This is a genomic window from Streptomyces sp. GbtcB7 (assembly GCF_019091445.1).
GTDB lineage: Bacteria > Actinomycetota > Actinomycetes > Streptomycetales > Streptomycetaceae > Streptomyces > Streptomyces mirabilis.
On record NZ_JAGXJM010000085.1, the window covers coordinates 1 to 12,177 of the forward strand.

At 68.0% G+C, this 12,177-nt stretch carries 11 protein-coding genes and 4 pseudogenes; 4 read left to right on the plus strand and 11 right to left on the minus strand.

The genetic code is table 11. From position 1 onward, the window contains the following. From KVT44_RS59640 to KVT44_RS54525, 6 genes and pseudogenes are all read right to left on the minus strand, one after another. Positions 1-966 (minus strand): annotated as a pseudogene (locus KVT44_RS59640) (hypothetical protein); the annotation flags it as partial. After that, on the minus strand, positions 966-1,511 hold the full coding sequence (locus KVT44_RS59645) for an ATP-binding protein (protein WP_254651189.1): 546 nt from the start codon (positions 1,509-1,511) through the stop codon (positions 966-968). The gene KVT44_RS59645 and the pseudogene KVT44_RS59640, both read right to left, overlap by 1 nt. Before the next feature lies 1 nt (position 1,512). Next, positions 1,513-2,007: pseudogene (locus KVT44_RS54510) on the minus strand (transposase); the annotation flags it as partial. A 212-nt stretch (positions 2,008-2,219) separates the two neighbouring features. Further along, positions 2,220-2,597 (minus strand): transposase family protein, encoded by a 378-nt coding sequence (locus tag KVT44_RS54515; RefSeq protein WP_217576566.1) that lies wholly within the window; start codon positions 2,595-2,597, stop codon positions 2,220-2,222. A gap of 116 nt (positions 2,598-2,713) precedes the next feature. Next, positions 2,714-4,183 (minus strand): annotated as a pseudogene (locus KVT44_RS54520) (sensor histidine kinase); the annotation flags it as partial. After that, positions 4,170-4,850 (minus strand): response regulator transcription factor, encoded by a 681-nt coding sequence (locus KVT44_RS54525; RefSeq protein WP_217576553.1) that lies wholly within the window; start codon positions 4,848-4,850, stop codon positions 4,170-4,172. The gene KVT44_RS54525 and the pseudogene KVT44_RS54520, both read right to left, overlap by 14 nt. Before the next feature lie 128 nt (positions 4,851-4,978). Here KVT44_RS54525 and KVT44_RS54530 point away from each other — a divergent pair, with 128 nt between their 5' ends. Beyond that, the gene (locus KVT44_RS54530) at positions 4,979-6,511 is read left to right on the plus strand and encodes a glycosyltransferase family 39 protein (RefSeq protein ID WP_217576555.1); all 1,533 of its coding nucleotides are present in this window, start codon (positions 4,979-4,981) and stop codon (positions 6,509-6,511) included. Positions 6,512-6,968: 457 nt separating this feature from the next. Here KVT44_RS54530 and KVT44_RS61350 read toward each other — a convergent pair whose 3' ends face one another. Next, on the minus strand, positions 6,969-7,223 hold the full coding sequence (locus tag KVT44_RS61350) for a Rid family hydrolase (protein ID WP_217576568.1): 255 nt from the start codon (positions 7,221-7,223) through the stop codon (positions 6,969-6,971). A gap of 103 nt (positions 7,224-7,326) precedes the next feature. Between KVT44_RS61350 and KVT44_RS54540 the strand changes: the two genes are divergently transcribed. The 3 genes from KVT44_RS54540 (at position 7,327) to KVT44_RS54550 (ending at position 9,184) form a co-directional block, all read left to right on the plus strand. Beyond that, positions 7,327-7,779, plus strand: coding sequence for a hypothetical protein (locus tag KVT44_RS54540; protein ID WP_217576557.1), 453 nt, complete (start codon positions 7,327-7,329; stop codon positions 7,777-7,779). 216 nt (positions 7,780-7,995) lie between these two features. After that, complete coding sequence (locus tag KVT44_RS54545; protein ID WP_308314415.1) at positions 7,996-8,676, plus strand: transposase family protein; 681 nt, start codon at positions 7,996-7,998, stop codon at positions 8,674-8,676. A gap of 136 nt (positions 8,677-8,812) precedes the next feature. Then, a complete protein-coding gene (locus KVT44_RS54550) occupies positions 8,813-9,184 on the plus strand; it encodes a VOC family protein (protein ID WP_217576559.1) in 372 nt (123 codons plus the stop codon). Between the two features lie 394 nt (positions 9,185-9,578). Here KVT44_RS54550 and KVT44_RS54555 read toward each other — a convergent pair whose 3' ends face one another. The 4 genes and pseudogenes from KVT44_RS54555 to KVT44_RS54565 form a co-directional block, all read right to left on the minus strand. Continuing rightward, positions 9,579-10,256 (minus strand): GNAT family N-acetyltransferase, encoded by a 678-nt coding sequence (locus tag KVT44_RS54555; protein WP_217576561.1) that lies wholly within the window; start codon positions 10,254-10,256, stop codon positions 9,579-9,581. Between the two features lie 3 nt (positions 10,257-10,259). Beyond that, entirely contained in the window at positions 10,260-10,829 is a 570-nt protein-coding gene (locus KVT44_RS54560) for a hypothetical protein (protein ID WP_217576563.1), read from the minus strand. Between the two features lie 202 nt (positions 10,830-11,031). Further along, positions 11,032-11,289, minus strand: a pseudogene (locus tag KVT44_RS61355) (hypothetical protein); the annotation flags it as partial. A gap of 68 nt (positions 11,290-11,357) precedes the next feature. Next, positions 11,358-11,867 (minus strand): hypothetical protein, encoded by a 510-nt coding sequence (locus KVT44_RS54565; RefSeq protein WP_254651190.1) that lies wholly within the window; start codon positions 11,865-11,867, stop codon positions 11,358-11,360. Positions 11,868-12,177: the final 310 nt, after the last annotated feature.

A 12,177-nucleotide genomic window follows, 5' to 3' on the forward strand; every position in this document is an offset into this window, starting at 1 on the left:
CGTGGTGACCCAGGGCAGGTTCCAGCCAGTGAGCCGCCAGCCGAACTCGGTGCTCAGGTCGCCGAGCAGTGTCTGCCGGGCTGCGAGTTGCTGCGACTTATCCCTGATGTCCTTGTTGACCTGCCGGCGGTCGGCTTTGAGTGAGCGGATGTCCGCGTCGATGGTTCGCACCCGGGCCCAGGATTCGCGCAGCTGCGTCATGGCATCGATGCTCGCTTTGAGCGCGGCGACGCGGGAGCTGGCATCGGCGATGGCATCGAAGCGCGGTGCGACCGCATCGCGGGTCTGGGCGTCGAGCTGTCGGCGCAGGCTGGTGACGGCGAAACTGAGTTGCTGCGACCGCTCGTGGACGGTCTGCAGGTGTGCCTCGTCCGACTGCTGGATGTGCTGGGCGTCCTGGAGCTGGTGCTGGAGGGCCGTGCGTGTCTCTTCGATGGCTGCCGGGTCGATGTCCGCCTCGACCGTATCGGGTTGGAGGCAGACGAGGCAGTGGCCGTCCTCGACGGCCCGAGCGGCCAGAGACTGCATGCACCGCGGGCAGACGACGAATTCGAAGGGGGAGAGCTGGTCGATAGCCGTGGCTGACCGTGCGAGACGGGAGAGGTCGAGTTGCACCTGAGCAACCACGGCATGCCGCGCCTCCACGAGGTCAGTGGCCGCTGACACTTCTTCTTCGGCCTGCCGGGCGGCTCGGATGGCGCTCTGCAGTTCGTCGCGCAACGCGGCGTCGGTGGCGCTCTGTTCCTCGAGTTCGGTGCGGAGGCTGGTCAGGGCGGACTCGGCCCGTTCGAGGGTGTCGCGAAGCTGAGTGAGTTCGGCTCGCAGTTCGTCGTCGCTGCGGGGGTCGGAGGCCGCCAGGAAGGCGCCGACGTTGGCGTGCTCGGTATTTCTGGCGTTCAGCCTGTCCGTGAGCTCGTTCTTGGTGCGCTTGAGCTCCATGAGTGCGCTGTCGGTGAGCGCGAACATCAGGCGGAAGAGCTCTTTGCGCTTGGGCTCGAACCAGCTGTCCAGGTGGCCGACGACCTGGCGGTCGATCTCGCGGGCCTGGAGGTAGACGTAGGCGTACAGGTGTTGAAGGTGAGGTCCTGCGGCCGCGCTGCGCCCTCTCGCCGCGCGGCGATCTGTTCGCGCGGGAAGCCAAGCGCGTCCAGCAGGTGGTCGGAGAGCGTTGTGGCACCTTCCCCGGCCCGCACGGGCAGGGTGTGCTCCAGGGCGAGGGAGCGCGGGTCGAGGAGATCCACGGTCTCGGCGGTGTCCCCCTCGATGGTTCGTCTGAGGACAACGCGTTCGTCGCCGACCACGACCTCGGCGCGGACGGACAGGACGTTGTCACGGACCGCGGGGGTGAGCATGGCGCTGCCGCCGAGGGCGTGTTTGAAGAGCATCAGCAGACTGGACTTGCCGGTGCCGATGGGGCCGGTGACCACGGTGGCCGGCCGGTCGAAGCGGTAGGTCTGTTCCGCCTCGGCGGTCGTGACGGTCAGGGAGACGATGCGCAGGTGGACGGCCATGTCAGATCTCCGTCCGCCAGGGCCGGTCGACTGCGTCAGGCAAGCGGTCGTAGATGAGGTTCTTCAAGGTCGATCCCGACTTGTTGAACGGCTCCAGGACGCCGTTGGGGCGGCGCTCGCGGGCGGAGGCCAGCAGCTCGTCCAGGTCGGTGTCGCGGAAGCGGCGCACGGTCTTGCGGTCGAGGTTCAGACGGCGGGCGATGGCGCTGATCGTCCAGCGTTTCTCCAGCAGGCGGTGGATGTCCTCGTAGCGGTGGCGGGTGCGTTCGATGATCTGAGTGCTGGGCAGTTCCGCGGGCGGTAACAACATCGGGGGCGGCTCCGGCACCTCAGTCACCGTCTCCTCCTCGGCACGTTTGCGCAGACAGCCGCGGTGCTGGTGGCAGGTCTTCTCCACCGCGGTGGACAGGTTCTGCAACAGGTGCCAGCGATCGGCGACTTCCAGGGCGTCCGCGGCGGCTTCCTTGACCGCCTTGGTGTAGGCGGTGACCCGGTCCCGGCAGACATCCCAAGTCTTTGAGTGTCAAGCAGCGGTCGGAGTGGTCTTCGTGGGATGCCGATTGGGGAAGGCCCTCGACTCGGCGTAGGGCTCTTCATGCTGAAGGCAGTGAGTTGTGTTCATCTTGAACGTGCAGGTCACGGGGGTGGCATGGGTGGGTGAGGTCATGCTCGTGCTGGTCGGCGGCTGTCTGCGGTGAAGATCGTCGGTCAGCGGGCGATCTCGTGCCAGTTGAGGACCATCAGCGCGCGGACGAGCGGGGTGGCCCACTTCACGTCGAGGCGGAGCCGGGTCAGTACGCGCCAGTTCTTCAGGTGTGCGAAGGCGTGTTCGCAGACGGCTCGTTCTGCGGCGATCAGCTGGTTGACCTGCTTCTTCGCGGGCGGGAGCTTCTTGCCCTCGGGCTTCTTGTAGTCGGTGATGACCGCCGGGTCGCTGCTGTTCTCGCCACCACCGTCGAGGCCAACGAAGCCGAGGTCGGCGATCGCGGCGAGGCCGGCCGAGCGGAGTCGGCCGACCAGGTCGTCGTGGCGGCAGGCGGTGATCTCCGAGCCGCGCGCGGGTCGGGCGGTGGAGGTCCACAGCAGCCGGCCTCAGCCAGGTGGCGGGTGAAGTGAATGATCGTTTCTGCGGCAGTGGCGGTGGGCGTGGTCATCTGGTGGTCTTCCGGTTCCGAAGGGCTGCCGCGGTGAAGCGCGTCATCCTCGGCCGGGGTGGGGGCTCGGGGAAGGCGTAGCTGGAAGCATGCTCCGAGGGGCCGGGGGGTGAGGGTGAGGGTGCCTCGGTGGCGGTGGGCCAGGTCGCGGGCGATGGCGAGGCCCAGGCCGGTGCCGCCGTGGTCGCGGGAGCGGGCGTCGTCGAGCCGGACGAAGCGTTCGAAGATGCGCTCGGCGTCCTCGGTGGGCACGCCCGGTCCGTCGTCGTGCACCGTGAGGACGACCCAGGCGTCCTGGTTTCGGATGGTGATCTGGATGCGGTGTGCGGCGTGGCGGGCGGCGTTGTCGATGAGGTTGCGCAGCAGCCGTTCGTATTCGTCTGGGTTTCCGTGTGCGTGTGCGGGGGCGGTGCTGTCGCAGGTGAGGGTCAACGGTCGTTCGGTGAGGGGGTACTGCTCGGTCAGCCGCAAGGCGAGGGCTGTCAGGTCGACGGTGTCGGGGCCGGCTATGGGGGTGCGGGTGTCGAGGCGGGCGAGGAGCAGCAGGTCTTCGGCGAGGGCGTGGAGGCGGCGGGTCTGTCGTGCGGCGGTGGTGGCCGCGGCGGGCCAGTCGGTGCGTTCCGGGTAGGCGAGCGCGACTTCCAGGCTGGCCAGCAGTGTGGTGAGGGGGCTGCGTAGTTCGTGGGCGGCGTCCGCGACGAAGCGGCGTTGCTGGGCGGCGGCGTCGTCGAGGCGCTGGAGGGTGCTGTTGATGGTGGTGGCCAGGGCGGTGATCTCGTGTCCCGTGGCGGGGACGGTGACGCGTTCGCGGGGGTCGCTCGCGGTGACCGAGGCGGTGAGGACGCGGATGGCTTCGACCGGCCGCAGCGCGATGCGGACGGCGAAGTAGGCGACGGCGGCGATCAGTACGAGGCTGACGAGCCCGGCCCGCAGCAGCACGCGGTCGGTGATCTTGGTGTTTGCCTCGGCTGTGTACGGGAGCACCACCACATACACCCGCAGCTTGGCGTCGGCGGCGACGCCCAGAGCGGCGACTTTGTCGCTGCTCAGTTCATCGGCCCAGATATCGGCGGTCATGACCCGCTGGGTCCCGCCGGCCATATCGAATTTGTCCCTGGGGTTGTAGTGGCGGTTCACAGGTATGCGGACGGTAGTAAGAGGTGTTAGCCCGGCCACCCCGGCTGTCGGCGGGGTGGGCATCACGTGGTGGGTGCCGGGGTAGGCGATGCTCAGGGCCCCGCCGGAAGCGACAGCGGTGCGTCGGCCGGTCGCGACGACCTCGTACGGCACGGCGCTTGTGGAGACGGGAATGACACCCTGTCTCAACTGTTCGCAGAGAGACCAGAGCTGCATCTGGGCTTGTTCTTCGGCGATCTGCGTGCTCTGGCGGTAGACGTCGTGGTGTACCCACCAGCCGATGCCGACCAGGATGACGGCGGCGGTAGAGGCGGCGGCCAGGGCCGCGCCGGCTCGTACCGAACGCGGCCACCAGCGGCGTCGCGGCTCAGTCGCGTTCACGGTCGTCCACCAGCCGGTAGCCGGTACCCCGTACGGTCTGCAGGGACCGTCGGCCGAACGCGGAGTCCACCTTCTTGCGCAGTGCGCTGACGCGTGCCTCCACCAGGTTGGGATCCTGGGCTTCGTCGGGCCACGCGTGATAGAGCAGATCCGTTTTGGAGACCGCCTGGCCCGCCCGGCGGGCCAGCAGCTCCAGCACGGCGAACTCCCTGGGCGTGAGTTCCACCCGGGCCCCGGCCCGGCGGCAGACCCGGCCGGCGACATCCAACGAGAGGTCGCCCACGGCAAGGACGGGCGGGGCGACCGTGGCGGCCCGTCTGACCAGCGCCCGCAGCCGTGCGACGAGCACCACGTAGGAGAAGGGTTTGGCCAGGTAGTCGTCGGCCCCCGTGTCCAGGGCCTCTGCCTGATCCCAGTCCCCGTCCTTGGCGGTGAGTACCAGGATGGGGGTCGCGTTGCCCTCCCGGCGCAGCTGGGCGCAGACCTTGTAACCGTTGAGTCCGGGCAGCATCAAGTCCAGTACGACAAGGGCGTATTCGCCGGTCCGGGCCATCCACAGTCCCTGCCGGCCGTCATGGGCGAGGTCGACGCTGTAGCCCTCGGCGGTCAGACCGGTGTGCAGGGTGTGGGCAAGGTCCACCTCGTCTTCGACCACCAGGATGCGCATGTGGTGCAGCTTCGCACAGCGTCGGCCCGCCTTCCTGATCGACCGGTCAGGTTGGGTCAGCCTCCGGTCAACGAGGTCCGGGCACGCTGGCGGAGTGTCTTCGCCACAGCTGAAAGGCCCTGTCGCCGATGTCCATTGATGAACGTGGCCCCGCCGTGGCCAGGACGGTTTCCCCTCCCGTACCCGCCCGTCGACCATCACCGAGCCCGGCCAAAGCCGTTGTCGTCATCGCGCCCTTGGCGCTGACCATCGCTCTAGGGCTCTGGGGTATCCGCAGGAAGAACACCATGTGGGGGGACGAGTCCGTCACCTATCAGCTCGCGCACCGCGACCTTTCGCAGATATGGCTCACCGCCCAGCATGTTGATCTGGTCCATGCCCTCTACTACGCCGTGATGCATGAGATCTTCGGTCTCTTCGGCGGAGGGCTGCTGGCGTTGCGGCTGCCGTCTGTGCTGGCAATGTCCGTGGCGGCGAGCGGAGTCGGGCTTCTGGGGCTACGCCTGGCGGGACCCCGTGCCGGGCTGCTGGCCGGGCTGGTGTTTCCGCTCCTTCCCCAGGTACAGAAGTACGCGCAGGAAGGCCGCTCGTATGCCATGGTCTGTGCCCTGGTCACCTGGGCCACCTATGCGCTCCTGGTCAGCGTCCCGCATCGCGCCCGGTGGCGGTGGGCGGTCTATGGCTCCACCATGCTGCTGGCCTGTCTGCTCCATGAGTTCGCGGTCCTCGCCCTGGTTGCACACGGCGTCACACTGGTCGTCTCCCGTGCTCCACGACCGGTGCTGAGGGCGTGGAGTGTGGCTGCCGCGTGCGTCGTGGCCGGGCTGTTGCCGCTGGCGATCTGCAGTGCGGGGCAGTCGGGGCAGGTGTCCTGGATCAGCGGACCGGTGCGGCTTCGTTATTTCCTGGTTGTGGCGGTCGTGGGCGTGGCGTGTGCCCGAGCGCCCCTGGGGGTGAAGGGGCCCGTGCGGCTTTCCGTGCTGGCTGTGCCGATTCTTGTGCTTCCGGGCCTTCTGCTGCTGATCGCCTCACTGGTCAAGCCCCTTTTCGTCGACCGGTATGTGCTCTACAGCAATATCGGAATCGCCTTGCTGCTGGGCGCCTGGATGGATTACTTCCACCGGCGGCAGCAGTCTTCCCGCAACGCGTGGATCGCGGCGGTTGCCGTACTGGCCGCGCTCGTCCAGCCGAGCCTTTCACTGAGGACGCCCCAGAGCCGGAGCAATGACGTCACCGCCATCGGCGCCACCGTACGCAAGGAAGGCCGTCCCGGCGACGGGCTGCTCTATCTCTCCGGCCAGCACCGGATCTTGACTGCGGCCAACCCCGAGGACACCCGTTTCCTGACAGATCTCGCCCTGGCACAGGACCCCGTTTCGTCGAACACACTTGCAGGTGTCGAGCTTCCCGCCCAGGAAATAGCGGCACGCATGCTGGAATTCGACCGGATCGTCGCGGTCCGCGACCCGGAGGGTGCGCACTCGCCGACCAACCCGCAGGAGGAAGCGAAAACAAGCGCCCTGCGGCGCCACTTCCGCGAGTACGGAACAACCCACGTCAACGGGGCGCGAGTCACCGTCTATGTCCGAGACCACGACCCGTCTCCGAAGGCCGGTCCTGGATCCAACAGCCCGGGAGCGAGCGGTGGGGTGATGAGGTGACCACGACTGGTGCCGGCCCGGCCGGCACCGCCGCCGTCACGCTGTCTCGACCCGGAAGCCACGGACCTCGGCTTGCCGGTCGCTGCTGCCGTGGGAGCTGCGGCTGTTCTCCGCCGCTGCCCAACTCATCGCGACCGCACGCCAACGGCGCCTGCGATGCGCCCGCCACCGGCCATGGACGGAAGAGATCACCGACACGATCAGTCGGCTCGGCACCTTCCCGGATCCAGGCTGACCGACAACAGCCCGGGGAAGATCCGGGACGTCGGGGATGTCGGCGATGTCGATCTCCTCGAATCCCGACGAGCAGCAGAGCCACCGACCGGACCGTGGCAACCGGCGCCCACCCGATGCGACGAGCGGGCCGCCTGCGTGCCCGCACACGCACCGCGACGACGAATGGGGCGGCAACCGAAAGCTGACGACCGAACACGAAAGGCCGAGGGCAGAGCGAAAGTCAGGTAGCGATTTGGGGAGTGCCAGCCATGCTGGTGCTCTCGGGGATCGCAGCGATCACGTCGATTTCCACTGCTGCGTCCAGGGCCAGGTCGGTGACGCCGACCGCGGTGCGGCTTGGCAATGGGTCACCAAACCACGTCCGGTATGCCTTATTGAGACCTGTACAGCCTGAATTTGTCCTGGTCAGCGGTGCTGGCGTGGGTGGTCGGTGGCGTACTTGTGCTGGTCGAGGGCGGGAGGCTGGAGTGTAGATCGTCTGACACGTCCCGGATGGGGGTCCTTGGCTTCGGCCGTGAGGTGTTCGGCGGGGCTCCTACGGTTCCCTGAGGGTGTCTGGCCGTTGGGGAGGGGAAGGCGTGTCGTCGCTGGAGAAGATCGCAGGTCGCCGGGCTGAGCTGGACGAGCTTGCCGAGTCGCTGGCCAAGCAGTTGGCCGAGGTGGACGCCGAGCGTGAGGAACTCGCGGTCGCGGAGCGGGTGCTGCGCCGGCTGTACGAACAGGAGGCCGAGGCCGCCGGACAGGACGCCGGTTTGCCGCAGCAGGTGCAGGTCGCGGGCCGGTCAGTTCTGAAGGTGCCGCACCGCCGGGAGGTGGTGGATGCGTCCGCGCTGCCGGGCGACTACCGGCGGATGCTGCAGATTGTGCAGGCCGCGGGCGGCCCGGTGATGGTCAAGGATGTCGGCGCCGAGCTGGGCATCGACGTGGTGGTGCCGGGCCGGCTGGAGCCGCTGCGCGGCAAGCTGTCGAAGCTGGCGGTCCGGGGCTGGCTGCACAAGCTGCCGAACGGCACCTTCACCATCCGGGAGTAAATCTCCCGCCACGGCCCCGTAACTGAGCGGCCCCCGGCCCTGGTTGATGAAGTATGCCTACAAAATTCACCCCCGACCGGGGGCCACAGTGAGCTTGTCTACCAGTGTCGGCTGGAGCTGTCCACGCGGACCCTCACCTTCCTGACCGGGCTGCTGTCCGCCCAGCTGAAGAAGATCCGCTCGCGATGGCGCAAGCGTCCGGCCGGGCGGATCGCGGTGATCGTGCTGGCCGCGGTGCGGCATGACCAGCGGCTTGCCGACCTCGCCGGCGGCAACGGCCTCTCGCGCACCACCGTGGACCGGTGGCTGAAGGAGGTGATCGACCTGCTGGCCGCGCGGGCCCCCAGGCTGGAGCGGGTGCTGGCGAAAATCGCCCGGGCGGGTGGCAGCGTCGTCCTGATCGACGGATCGCTGATACCCACCCAGCGCCGCACCGGCCCCCCGATGAGACGCCGCTGGTCGGCCAAGCACAAACGGTACGGGCTGCTGGTCATCGCCCTGATCGATGTCAAGGGCCGGCTGCTGTGGACCTCCACCGCCCGACCCGCGCGCGGCTCGGAGATCACCGCCTGCCGCCACGACGACCTGATCGGCCGACTCCGCTCGGCCGGCCTCGCCGCGATCGCCGACCTCGGCTTCGTCCGCCTCGACGGTGGTGGCGAGAACAGCAGCGACCCGGCGGTCATCACCGGCTACAAGAAGCCCGAGGGCAAGAAGCTCCCGCCCGCGAAGAAGCAGGTCAACCAGCTGATCGCCGCAGAACGAGCCGTCTGCGAACACGCCTTCGCACACCTGAAGAACTGGCGCGTACTGACCCGGCTCCGCCTCGACGTGAAGTGGGCCACCCGGCTCGTCCGCGCGCTGATGGTCCTCAACTGGCACGAGATCGCCCGCTGACCGACGATCTTCACCGCAGACAGCCGCCGCCGACCAGCACGAGCATGACCTCACCCACCCATGCCACCCCCGTGACCTGCACGTTCAAGATGAACACAACTCATTGCGGAAGTCCACTGGTCGCCCCGGAGGTGTCATGCTCCTGCAGATGAAGTTGAGCGCGATAACACTCGACTGCCCTGATCCGCTGGTTCTGGCGGCCTTCTATCAGCAGGCCACCGGCCTCGAACCCCCCCCGGAGTCGGACGCCGACTTCGCCGGTCTCGACCGTGAGGACGGACTCTCCATCGGCTTCCAACGGGTTGACGACTACCGGGCTCCGCGCTGGCCTGACCAAACCGTTCCCCAGCAGCTTCACATCTGCTTCAAGGTGGATGAGGACTTGGAAGAGGCCGAGGCCCGGCTGCTGGAGCTGGGCGCGGGCAAGCCGTATCACCAGCCTCACGGGGCCAAGGCGCGGGTTCTCACCGATCCGGCTGGGCACCCCTTCTGCATCGTCAGAGGCTGACTGGGGGGCAGACCCCCGCTGACGGATACCGGCCGTCCTGACGTACTCCAGCTCGACGTCCTCCGCCGACACCTCGCGCGCGTCCATCCGGACCCCCGGTACGGCGCCGATCAGCCGCCTTGACCGTAGAGGCGCCGTGAGCGCCGTACCCACACAAGACCGGAACTCTCCAGAGCTTGCCTACACATGGCCGAACCCAGCCGTACATGCCTACGGAAGAGCAGGACTGCCTACACGTCGCAGAGACAGGACAGCCGGGTCGGCACCGGATCAATGTCCGTGACGGCGGCTCAGCTCGTTTGCTGTCGCTCGTCTGGGTGATGTCGCTCGACGCCCCGGCCACCGGGGTCGGTGGCCGGGGCGTGGAGGTGGTTGGTTAGCTCACGAGGGCCGGTCAGTGAAGCCCATCGGGCAGTTCGTCGGTCTTATCCGCCAGGCCGAGCAGAGGCAGACAGGCGCTGAGTCCGTCGATTGAGACGCTTGCTTGCTGGTGCTCCTCCCACCGCGCGCGGGAGAGCCGCAGTCGGCGCATGACGGTGTCCTGGCCGCGCACGGTCAGGCGCTCGACGCCGTCTGGCTCGTAGCCAAGCTTGCTGGACACCCGGAACGATGATGGGTTGTCCGCGAAGGCTCCGGAGGTTGCCTCGGCTGCTTTCAGCCTAGCGAACGCCAGGTGAAGGACGGCTGCGCGCATTTCGGTGCCGATTCCTCGTCCTTGGTGTCGAAGGCCGATCCAGGAGCCGGTGTCGACCTCACGCAGGGTCGCGTAGTTGCGGGCGGCGATCGTCTGCTGACCGACGATCTGGCCGTGCTCGAAGACCGCGAGATTCAGGGCCCAGTTGTCCGGGGTCCAGTTGCCAAGCCGGAGCCAGTAGTGCTGAACCACCGAGCGTGCTCGTTCCCGGGGCGGCAGATCTGTCCAGGGGACGGAGAAGGGCATGCGGTCTGGATCGTGGACGCCTTGCGCCGCAAGGTCGGCGAGCTCGGAGAGTTCCTCACCCGAGGGCAGACGGAGTTCCAGGCGAGGCGTGGTCAGTCGCAGTCCGAGCAGAGGCCAGTGGTCGATGAGCATGAGTCATTCTGCGGGGCTGACCAGACTCCACTCACCTTGTTTTCGCCGCAGGGGGCGCTGACCGAGATGTCGTCGCCGCGGTGTGACCCGCGGCGACTGTCCGGTTCTTACTTCGCCCCTGGCCAGTAGGGCCGGCGAGGCGGGCTTCGAGGTCGGCGATGCGCCGGTCTTGGAAGCGGAGGTTGGAGCGGGCGGCCTTGAGCCGAGCTCCAGGGCGACGCGCCCGGTGTTCGGTGCGTGCTCCTCCCGCACCGCCAAAACATCCTCCCCGACGTGGTCCGCGAACGGCGTCTCCTCACCAATCGCCCCCACCATGACGCGCCCCGAGTCGCCCATGTCGTAGCCGGCGTGCGGCTTCGACGCCTCAACGATCAGACACCAATCCGATCCGGTCGTGAGGTGGATGGCGGCACCCCGGTCATCGATCAGCCACACATCCAGCGGGCCCGCGGGGCTATCACTGCCGTACAAGTGCCACGACCCGACGACCTCCGCGAGCCGACGACCCACCAAGCAATGCGCGCTCACCCCAGCACCATGAAGCGGGCACTCGTTCGACGTCTCAGGCTCCATCGGCCGACAGTACCGCCGACCGATCTCCCAGTTCACAGCGTTATACGGGACAAGCCTTAGCGGCACCTCTCCGCCGACCACCCCGCACATGCAAGACCCCGAGGCCAGTGAGGTCTTTCAGCGTTGCCACGGACCGGGTGACGGGGACGGTGTGCGCAACACACGGGGCTCCCAACCAGTACGTGCGTGGATTCGAGGTGCGCTACGAGGCGTTCTTTTGCAAGAGAGCAACTGGCAGCAGTACGAGCAGCCTGCTCCGGTGCCATGGGACACCCCGTCGACTGGGGCACGGTGCCATCTGGCCGGAGAGCACAGACACCAAGGGAAGCGCCCTCACCGACTTCCTGGCAGGGGTGACCGATGGGGCAAGCGACTCGGGGCCACGCCAGGCAAGCGCTCGAATGCGCTGCGGAGCTGCGCGGTATCTCGCTTCGAAGGCGGAAGTCTCAGCTGGGTCCCGGTCCTGTTCGAGCCGGTGGGCGGTGCCGTGGACGGGCCAGCCTTCTCACCGGGCGGGGGCAGGGTCGGTCAGCGGTCGAGGTCGATCGTGAAGCGCCTCGTGCCCGGAGCGATCGTGTCGGCGTGGACCGAACCACGAGCCCGGTCGAATTCCCCGGTGCCGCCGGTGATCCCGTTGTCGAACGAAGGGGGAGGGCCCGGGTTGAGAATGCCGAAGACCATCCCCTGCACGGAGAGCTGGCCGCCCGGGAGGTTATAGGTCACGACGCACTCCTCCGCTCCGCTGTTGTCGACCCGGGTGGTGGTGCAGGTGCCGCCGGTGTCGCCGACCTGGTTGCCGTACTGGTCGAAGAGGATCGAGCGGAAGACGGTCCGATCGCCCTGGGCGGGGGCGCCGCCGGGGTTGACGGGGAAGCGCGTCTGCTGCGCGAGCCGGCCGATGAGGGTGATGACCCGGTCTCCGCCCCTGGCGTCGGCGGAATCGGTGTCCGTCGCGGCGGCGGCCGCGACAGGGGCGCAGGCGAGAAGGGTAACCAGCGCAGTGGCCGTGCCGAGACAGGCTGCTCTGATGGGGCGCATCGTGTGGCTCCTGAGGTTGATGCTCATGGATGGTCAGGTGACGCATTCATAACCTCGGCTCTGCCGCCGCCCGGAACGTCCCGGCGCGACCCACCGGCAGATCCGACCAATCGGACCAACCCGGGACGAGAGACGGCCCGCCCGACTGGACGAGTCGCGCGGGCGGGTTGACGCTGGTGCAGCACATCGGCTCCTGACTCGGACGAGTGCCGCCCCTGGGATCGGAAGCAGGCGGGTCTGCTGCAGGTTTGGGTGACAGGTTCGGTCACACGACCTGGAGGGCCGGTGTGGTCATGACGGTCTCGAATTC

Bases quoted from the DNA above. Each gene is read 5' to 3' on its own strand.
- KVT44_RS59645 (WP_254651189.1), bottom strand. From the start codon at position 1,511: ATGGCCGTCCACCTGCGCATCGTCTCCCTGACCGTCACGACCGCCGAG.
- KVT44_RS54525 (WP_217576553.1), bottom strand. From the start codon at position 4,850: ATGCGCATCCTGGTGGTCGAAGACGAGGTGGACCTTGCCCACACCCTG.
- KVT44_RS54530 (WP_217576555.1), top strand. From the start codon at position 4,979: ATGTCCATTGATGAACGTGGCCCCGCCGTGGCCAGGACGGTTTCCCCT.
- KVT44_RS54550 (WP_217576559.1), top strand. From the start codon at position 8,813: ATGCTCCTGCAGATGAAGTTGAGCGCGATAACACTCGACTGCCCTGAT.
- KVT44_RS54555 (WP_217576561.1), bottom strand. From the start codon at position 10,256: ATGCTCATCGACCACTGGCCTCTGCTCGGACTGCGACTGACCACGCCT.
- KVT44_RS54560 (WP_217576563.1), bottom strand. From the start codon at position 10,829: ATGGAGCCTGAGACGTCGAACGAGTGCCCGCTTCATGGTGCTGGGGTG.
- KVT44_RS54565 (WP_254651190.1), bottom strand. From the start codon at position 11,867: ATGCGCCCCATCAGAGCAGCCTGTCTCGGCACGGCCACTGCGCTGGTT.